The organism is Clostridium sp. AM49-4BH, assembly GCF_003478335.1.
In the GTDB taxonomy this organism is placed as follows: domain Bacteria; phylum Bacillota; class Clostridia; order Lachnospirales; family Lachnospiraceae; genus Butyribacter.
Genome location: NZ_QUFB01000076.1, coordinates 1 through 7805 on the forward strand (window position 1 = coordinate 1; position 7805 = coordinate 7805).

Annotated in this window: 7 protein-coding genes; all 7 read right to left on the reverse strand. The window is 40.6% G+C overall.

Going from position 1 to position 7805, the window contains the following annotated elements; genetic code table 11:
• Nucleotides 1-152 precede the first annotated feature (152 nt).
• The gene (locus DW981_RS13630; RefSeq protein WP_118508112.1) at nucleotides 153-1343 is read right to left on the reverse strand and encodes an MFS transporter; all 1191 of its coding nucleotides are present in this window, start codon (nucleotides 1341-1343) and stop codon (nucleotides 153-155) included.
• A 15-nt stretch (nucleotides 1344-1358) separates the two neighbouring features.
• Nucleotides 1359-2840 carry an ABC transporter ATP-binding protein gene (locus DW981_RS13635; protein ID WP_118508113.1) on the reverse strand — a complete coding sequence of 494 codons (1482 nt, stop codon included), beginning with the start codon at nucleotides 2838-2840 and terminating at the stop codon, nucleotides 1359-1361.
• A gap of 29 nt (nucleotides 2841-2869) precedes the next feature.
• A complete protein-coding gene (locus DW981_RS13640) occupies nucleotides 2870-3226 on the reverse strand; it encodes a hypothetical protein (protein ID WP_118508114.1) in 357 nt (118 codons plus the stop codon).
• Entirely contained in the window at nucleotides 3219-5090 is a 1872-nt protein-coding gene (locus DW981_RS13645) for an ABC transporter ATP-binding protein (protein WP_118508115.1), read from the reverse strand. The genes DW981_RS13640 and DW981_RS13645 overlap by 8 nt, the downstream gene beginning before the upstream one ends.
• Before the next feature lie 74 nt (nucleotides 5091-5164).
• Nucleotides 5165-6130, reverse strand: a complete 966-nt coding sequence (locus tag DW981_RS13650) for a carbohydrate kinase (protein WP_118508116.1) — start codon at nucleotides 6128-6130, stop codon at nucleotides 5165-5167.
• 245 nt (nucleotides 6131-6375) lie between these two features.
• Nucleotides 6376-6648, reverse strand: coding sequence for a hypothetical protein (locus DW981_RS13655; RefSeq protein ID WP_022024364.1), 273 nt, complete (start codon nucleotides 6646-6648; stop codon nucleotides 6376-6378).
• Nucleotides 6649-6816: 168 nt separating this feature from the next.
• Complete coding sequence (locus DW981_RS13660; RefSeq protein WP_118508117.1) at nucleotides 6817-7638, reverse strand: hypothetical protein; 822 nt, start codon at nucleotides 7636-7638, stop codon at nucleotides 6817-6819.
• Between the last annotated feature and the right edge of the window lie 167 nt (nucleotides 7639-7805).

A 7805-nucleotide genomic window follows, 5' to 3' on the forward strand; every position in this document is an offset into this window, starting at 1 on the left:
ATTACAAATTTCTATTTATTCTCTTTTCAATCTATTCTGTTTCAATCTATTCTCTCTTCAATCTGCTTTCTTTTCAATCTATTTTCTTTTCAATCTATTTTCTTTTCGATCTATGCTGTTTCAATCTATTCTCTCTTCAATCTACTTTCTTTTCAATCTTTCCTATTTTCCCTAACTGTCCGCAATAATAAAATACTCACGACAAGCAATACCGGAAAAATGACGCCCGCTAAAATTCCCATTTTCAGATTTTCGGATGCAATATCAGAGACAAACCCTACCAAAGTAGGCCCTCCGGAGCATCCCGCATCCCCCGCCAGTGCAAGCAGTGCAAACAATGCCGTTCCGCCATTTCTAAGAGAAGCCGATGCCTTGCTAAACGTTCCCGGCCACATGATTCCGACTGACAATCCACAGATCGAGCAGCCGATCAGCGCGATCAATGGCGATGCTGACAGCGATATCGTCAGATAAGACAGGATACATAACGCACTGCTGCCAATCATAAATTGATCCAGATTGATCTTATCGCCAAATTTACCATAAAAGGCTCTGGCACTTCCCATTAGGATTGCAAATGCCATTGGTCCCGCCAAGTCGCCGATCGTTTTGGTAACGCCAAGACCTTTTTCCGCAAAGGTCGATGCCCACTGGCTGACCGCCTGCTCGCTGGCTCCGGCGCACAGCATCATAAGCATAAGGATCCAAAATATTTTATTTCTGCATAATTCACCAAGTGTCATGCCTGTTTCGCCTTCCTCGATCAAAGAAGCGATCGGCACTTTACAAAATACGAGTCCATTGATGATTGGAAGAGCCGCCCAGATAAGTGCCATCACTTTCCAATGATCGATACCGCACAGCTTGAAAAACAGCGTGGAAAAAAGTACAACTGCCACATGTCCCCAGCAATAAAAGGAATGTAGTAAACTCATTGCTTTCTCTTTGTTATCACTTGGACAACTCTCAACGATCGGACTGATCAACACCTCGATCAGACCTCCACCGATCGCATACACGACAACCGCAAGCAGTAATCCGACAAAAGCATTCGGAAGTATTTCCGGCAAGATCACCAGTCCGATCAGACCGGCTGCAGAAAAGACATGCGCCAGCACAATGGATACCCGATAACCGATCCGGTCAACGAATCCTGCCGATAATAAGTCCACAAGTAACTGAATACCAAAGTTAAAGGTGATCAACATTGTGATCTGACTGAGTGGAATATGATAGCTTTTTTCAAAGGTCAAAAAAAGCAACGGCACAAAATTATTAACGATCGCCTGAACGATATAACCTGCAAAACAGGCGTACATCGTCTTTTGAAAATTGTTTTTCATAAGTCCAATCTCCTTCTATTGATAGTTTTGTGCCTGTGCATTCCACATCATAGCGTAAATTCCGTCTTTTTCTATCAATTCTTCGTGCGTTCCCTGCTCTTGCACTTGTCCGTCTTTTAACACAATAATCCGTTGGCAAAAACGACAGCTTGACATTCTATGGGATATGTATACCGCCATTCTGTCTTGAATCAGTCGGTCAAAACTTGAATAAATTTCATATTCCGCCATAGGGTCTAGTGCACTGGTTGGTTCGTCCAAAATGATAAAAGGTGCTTTCTTATATAAGGCGCGCGCAATCGCAATTTTCTGTGCCTCACCGCCGGACACCTCAACACCTTTAATACCCACATTATACAATGGATTATGGATTCCCTGTTCCATTTTCTGGACACGCTCCCAAATGCCTGCTTTCTCCAAAACCTCTTCAATCTCCCGCTCATCGTACTCCTCACTGGCAGCAACATTTTCTGCTACTGTCATAGCGAACAGTTTGAAATCCTGAAATACCACACCAAACATTGCCAAATATTCTTCATAATCATATTCACGAATATCGATCCCATTTAGCAAAATACGTCCGTGTGTTGGCTCATACAGTCGACACAGCAGCAGGATCAAGGTCGTTTTTCCGGCACCATTCGGACCTACCAGCGCAATTTTTTCTCCATAGTGAAATGTGAGATTAACATGCTCTAAACTATCCTTTTTACCACCGGGATACTTAAAACTTACATCCTCAAAGGTAATCACCAGATCCTGTGGAGGTAGATCAGCCGTAGGTTTTCCACCCGTCTGTTTGCGATTTGGCAACTGCAGATATTCGTAATAATGATGCAAATACTGCATATTAAGCAACACCGTTTCAAAATGATCTACCATATATTGACAAGCACCTCCGAGTGCCGTTAGTGCCGATACATACTTGACCACTTCCGCTCCCGTGATCATCCCATTAACGCCTCTGACTCCGATCACCGTATAGGAAATCACTAAAAGCAACGCCTGTACGATCAAATAACGGATTCGGATCTTTTCCTGAATGTCTAGCTTTCTGTCCTGAATATTGCACTTTTCATCCCACACTTTCGTCATATCCCTCAACAGCAAATCCTTTAAGGCATACAGACGGATCTCCTTACCTGTCGCATATTTGCTGAGGATCTCGCGATAAAAATAATCATCCTTGCGAATCGCATCCAAACTTTCCTCATAAATTTCATACTGCTTTTTGTTGCCCTTCTTGGATATCCACATAAAAAGGAACATAGAAAACAGATTTAACAAGAAAATAAGGTATATGATCCACTTAGAATTTAAGATCTGCATCACACCATTTCCGGTCAAATGCTGTTGCTGTGTCAAAATTGGGACAAGCACAACAAAGGCATAAAAGATAGATGCAACATCACCGATCAGCACGCCTAATTTATCCGAAAACCAGTAAATACCGCCGCTTTCTTTTTCACCTTCTAACGCTGCCGTCAAAAGCTGCATACTATCCTGCGACTCAAGATCTTGATAATCTAGCTTGCAGCTTTACTGGATATATCCGCCTTGATTCGGTAACGAATATTATCTCGCATCGCATTTCCTGCTTTATCCAAAATATGGTACAGGATCGTCATTGCAAAAGTGATCACCAAAAGTTGGTAGACCATATTCATGATATGTCCCTTCGCTTCCCGTGCAACTAATGCATTTAAGATATTGCAGCCGTATACAATGCCCACATAAGGCAGACCCGCCATAATTATATTTTTTCCAAGATTACAAGGCAGGATCCACTTGCACAGCCGATGATTGATCCCGATAACATGCATAAATTTCTTTATGATCGCCCCTACAGATTCTTTTTCATTGCTGATCGCATGCTTACTCATCGAAATCACCACCCTTCTCATTGTAGTATTGACTTTGTATTTCAAACATCTTGGCATATGCACCATTCTTTTTCATTAGTTCATCGTGCGTGCCGTCTTCTTTCACCTGACCATTTTCATAATAAATGATACGGTCGCAGAATTTGGTACTCGCCAAGCGATGGGAAATAAAAATCGTTGTTTTCCCTTCCGATAACCGGTGATACTGTTCGTAAATCGCTGTCTCTGCCAGAGGATCCAGCGCACTGGTCGGCTCGTCTAACAACAAAAGCGGTGCGTCCTTATATAAAGCTCTCGCCAGTAATATGCGCTGTAATTCTCCGCCCGAAAACAACACGCCATCCTTATCCAAAAAGTTGGTAACCGCTGTCTTTTCCTTCTTTGGCAAAGATAGGACCTTATCCTCAATATCTGCAAGCTGCATTGCCGTTTGCAGTTTTGGTTCATCAATATTTTCCTGTTTTTCACAAGCGATATTTTCTGCTACCGAAGTTGCCATCACCATCATGTCTTGAAATACTGCTGCGACTAATTTGCGATATTCTGTCTCTGAATAATCAGAAATCTCCCTGCCATCGATCAAAATCTGTCCTTCATTTGGATGATAAAAACCGCACAACAACTTTACTAAAGTGGTCTTGCCAGCTCCGTTTACTCCCACCAGTGCAATATTTTCGCCTGCCTTTACCTTGAGATTCAGATTATGTATCACATCCTGTTTTGCACCGGGATAACGAAAACATACATTCTTAAACTCAAGCGTAATACCGTTTTCCGTTTTGTCTGTCCCATTTTTAGCACAAGTGTTTTCCGTATTCTCTTTCTCTACTGTATGCTCCGAATCCTTTAACTCCATAAAACTGCGGTAATCGTTAATGCCCCAGTTGCAACGGATCATTTCACTGTTAGCGCGAACGAAACCGTCTCCCATATTACCGCCATTCAGCCAGCCAGCAAAACCGGTAATAATTCCCAAATAAAAAGTAAATGTGGTCGCATTCAATTCCCCTGCCAAAAACTGATTTATCAACACCGTATACGCAATGATGTCACGCACGAGCGACCAGATCGTGTCCGACAGATGCGGCAGAAAATAATACATCTCCACGCGTTTCCATACTTTCATTCGTCTCTGAACCAGTGTTTTCATGACATCCACAAACCACTTTTCCATGCGATACAAACGAATGTCTTTACCGTCCGTAGCAGATGTACTTCTCTGAAAAAAATACTCCACTCTGGAATCTGTCTCCCAAATTGTCTCTCTATATTTCCGATAACCCCGTTGCGCAATTTTCTTTTCGATCATCACATTCATAATGCTCATAATCGCAAAAATCGGCAGTACCCAGGGGCATCTTGGAATCAGTATGATCGTATATACGATAATTCCCAACAGATTAAATGCGAATGGCGTAAACATATCCATAATGCGACTCCAGCCATTCCATTCCTCCGAGTAGCTGTATTTTGCGCCATCCGCTGCTCGTTTTCCTTCTGCACTCTCCAGAATTTGGTAATCCACTGTCATAATTTTGCTGATTACTTTCTTCTGAACAGACTGAAACTGCACCTTATAATTTTTCTTTTTAATTAGAAAATCATACTTTGTCGATACGATCCCCATAATCATATTTCCCAGCACAAACGCCAGCATTACTCCAAAAAAAGTCAAAAAATCTGCCTTTTTTTCGACCATACTAATCGCCGCACTTGGTATGATCGCTGCAATAAACGGCGCCAAAAATCCTGCTACCGATCGTACTGCAATATACCAAGGGTACTTGTGGTCTAGGTCGTACATTTCCTTAAACACAAACTTCCAATTACTTAAAATCGGATATTCTTTATTAATTTTTTCCATATGACTCCTGTACTCCTTGTCTGCTAATAAATTCTAACACCTTAACTTAACGTTTCCTTAACAATGCCATATCCTCAACCAAAAAGCATTTCCATTTCCTGTCTGGTAAGGTAAGAAGATAGTGCTCCTTTTTTCTGAATGCTTTCTCCGCAGTAACGATTTGAAAAAATCAAATAGGACTCCCACTCCTTATCCGTCATCTTCTTCATGTCATCCAGGGTTCTCCCCTCATAAGCGAGTTGGTTAAGGAAAGAACCAATAAATCCGTCTCCCGCTCCGGTCGTATCCACTGCCTTTTTCCCAGTGCCGGACACAGCTACATGCGCTGTTCTTGTGTAAACCTCCGCACCCTGACTTCCTTTCGTATATAAGATCACAGAGATTCCCATAGCAAACAGCTCTTCCACCGCATCTTCAATATGTTCTTTGCCTGTGATAAAAAACAACTCTTCATCTGACAGCTTAAGAATATCCGCGCAAGGAAGAAATTCTGTCACTGCTGCCTTAAGTTGCGCCTGATCCGGCCACAACTGAGGTCGAAGATTCGGGTCAAAGCTGATCATCACTCCAGCCGCCGAAGCCTTTTCAATCGCTTTCTTATGCGCCTGCTTCATCGGATAATCCCCTAGAGAAACCGAGCAAAAATGAAGCGCATATGCATCTGCAAACACTTCTTCCGGCACCTGTTCCGGTTGATACAGCATATCTGCGCCGGGTTTTCTAAAAAACGTAAATTCTCTGTCTCCATTTTCCAGCAATGCCACAAATGCCAACGACGTGTTAGCTTCCTCTGTGCGTGAGATATATGTGGTGTCTATGCCGCTGTGCGCAAGTTCTTCCACAATCTTATCCCCAAACGGATCTGCTCCAAGCTGCGTCAGCATAACTGCTTTGCCACCAAGTTTTGCATATGCTCCACATACATTGGCCGGTGCACCTCCCACCTTTGGCATAAAGCTTTCTGTATCTTTGATCTGTCTGCCCGCCTGCTGTGGTGCAAAATCAATCAACGCCTCTCCGATCGCCACTAATGTCTTCACAACTACCTCCTATACTCTGTTTCATTCCATCTATTTTCCCAATCGAAAAATCCATATATTCGAAATTGTACCACGATTTACTCCTTAGCTGCAATAATAAGCGCCTGACAGACTATGACTTTATAGGAAACGACAATTTTCCTATAAAGTTAAAATAAGGTCTGAATCACCACAGGGATGGGATTCAGACCTATAATTTTTCAAACGATACAGTTATTAATACAATATTTCATTATATGTGGAATCTACGCCACTCTTTTCACCATACTAACAATGTCGCTATTCACTTCCATGATTCTTTTATCCTGTTCCATTTCTGCAATGGACATCCAATAAAATTTCTTTCCATCAATTTGAAAGGAATCTTGTTCTATTTGCTCACTAAACTTTTTAATTTCAAATTGGTAAAAACGGTGACGATAACATCTATTTTCTTTTGCACTGACAGAATATTTCTCATGTACCTTTTCAAACGCAAAAGCCCCCTCTAAATCATCGCGTGATACCTTTAACTCCATTTGTAAATGTTAGGCTATATTTTCTTCATCAAGTTTTCCTCCTCTTGCATCTACTAAACATTGTTTATTGTCTTCATATTTATAATATCATATTTTTCTTCATTTGATTAGAATTTCTCCACAAATCCGCAGTATCTGGTTTTTCACTTGTATAATTTTACCCTACGACTATATTTCAATATCGTTTATCAACATTTCGATCAAGTTCTTTACAACTTTAATATCAAGTGGATAATTCATAGTCTCATATGTCACAATTAAGTTGTGTCCTGTTACAATGTTATTCTTGGCATAAGTATTCATCTTCTGAACAAATCCTGTAGTATACCTTACATCATCCATTCGCCCAGCATGCTCCCAATAGACTATTTTCCCTGTTATACAATTCAATATCGTAAAATCAGGATATATAATAGTTACTTTTCCGTCTATAACTACCTCTAATGGTCGTTCATATTTATACAATAAATATTTTTTATGATGTCGTAACATATTCGCTATGATTACTTCTGATTTTGAGCGTACCATTTCACCATTTTCAGTTTCATAAATTAAATTTTCTTTATATTTTGTATTAACTTCATATTTTTCATCTTGCCATCTATTCATTTGTTCTTGTATACTTTCACGAACAGGATGCACTAGTTTTTTTCTTTCTGCACTCATTATATCATAGATCGCATCCACTCTATTTTCATCGTATTTTTTTAGAAAGCTTTCCAATTCTTTTAGTTCTTTCTGCAAAAGTGGTTTAACTCTTTCGTCATACCCTTTCTGTGCTAGTACCTGTGCAAGCTGTGCATCTTTTCTGGTAATATATTTTCTTTGGACTAATTTTGTATCTTTTGCCTTATAATGATGATAATAGTAAACTTTTCCTTTACGCGCTTGAATTTTCAAATAACCTTTCGGGACATTCTTTAATCTATATTCTATTTGAGCCAAAGTGTTCTTTAAATAAGCGATCTGATTTTCTATTGTTTTTCTCATAGTGATTTCCTCCTCATTGATTATATTTGTTGATGTGTGCCATGCGAGACTTAATTTCTCTGCCTCAAGCTGTAGGGTTGATGTTTCAGGGTAGAGGTTGGGCGCTTGACTGACTTATTTTCTCTATCCTAGGCCGTAGAGTTGAGGCTTCAGGGTAGAGGTGGCGG

Coding starts and splice junctions, on each gene's coding strand:
- DW981_RS13630 (WP_118508112.1), bottom strand. CDS start 1,343: ATGAAAAACAATTTTCAAAAGACGATGTACGCCTGTTTTGCAGGTTAT.
- DW981_RS13635 (WP_118508113.1), bottom strand. CDS start 2,840: ATGCAGCTTTTGACGGCAGCGTTAGAAGGTGAAAAAGAAAGCGGCGGT.
- DW981_RS13640 (WP_118508114.1), bottom strand. CDS start 3,226: ATGAGTAAGCATGCGATCAGCAATGAAAAAGAATCTGTAGGGGCGATC.
- DW981_RS13645 (WP_118508115.1), bottom strand. CDS start 5,090: ATGGAAAAAATTAATAAAGAATATCCGATTTTAAGTAATTGGAAGTTT.
- DW981_RS13655 (WP_022024364.1), bottom strand. CDS start 6,648: ATGGAGTTAAAGGTATCACGCGATGATTTAGAGGGGGCTTTTGCGTTT.
- DW981_RS13660 (WP_118508117.1), bottom strand. CDS start 7,638: ATGAGAAAAACAATAGAAAATCAGATCGCTTATTTAAAGAACACTTTG.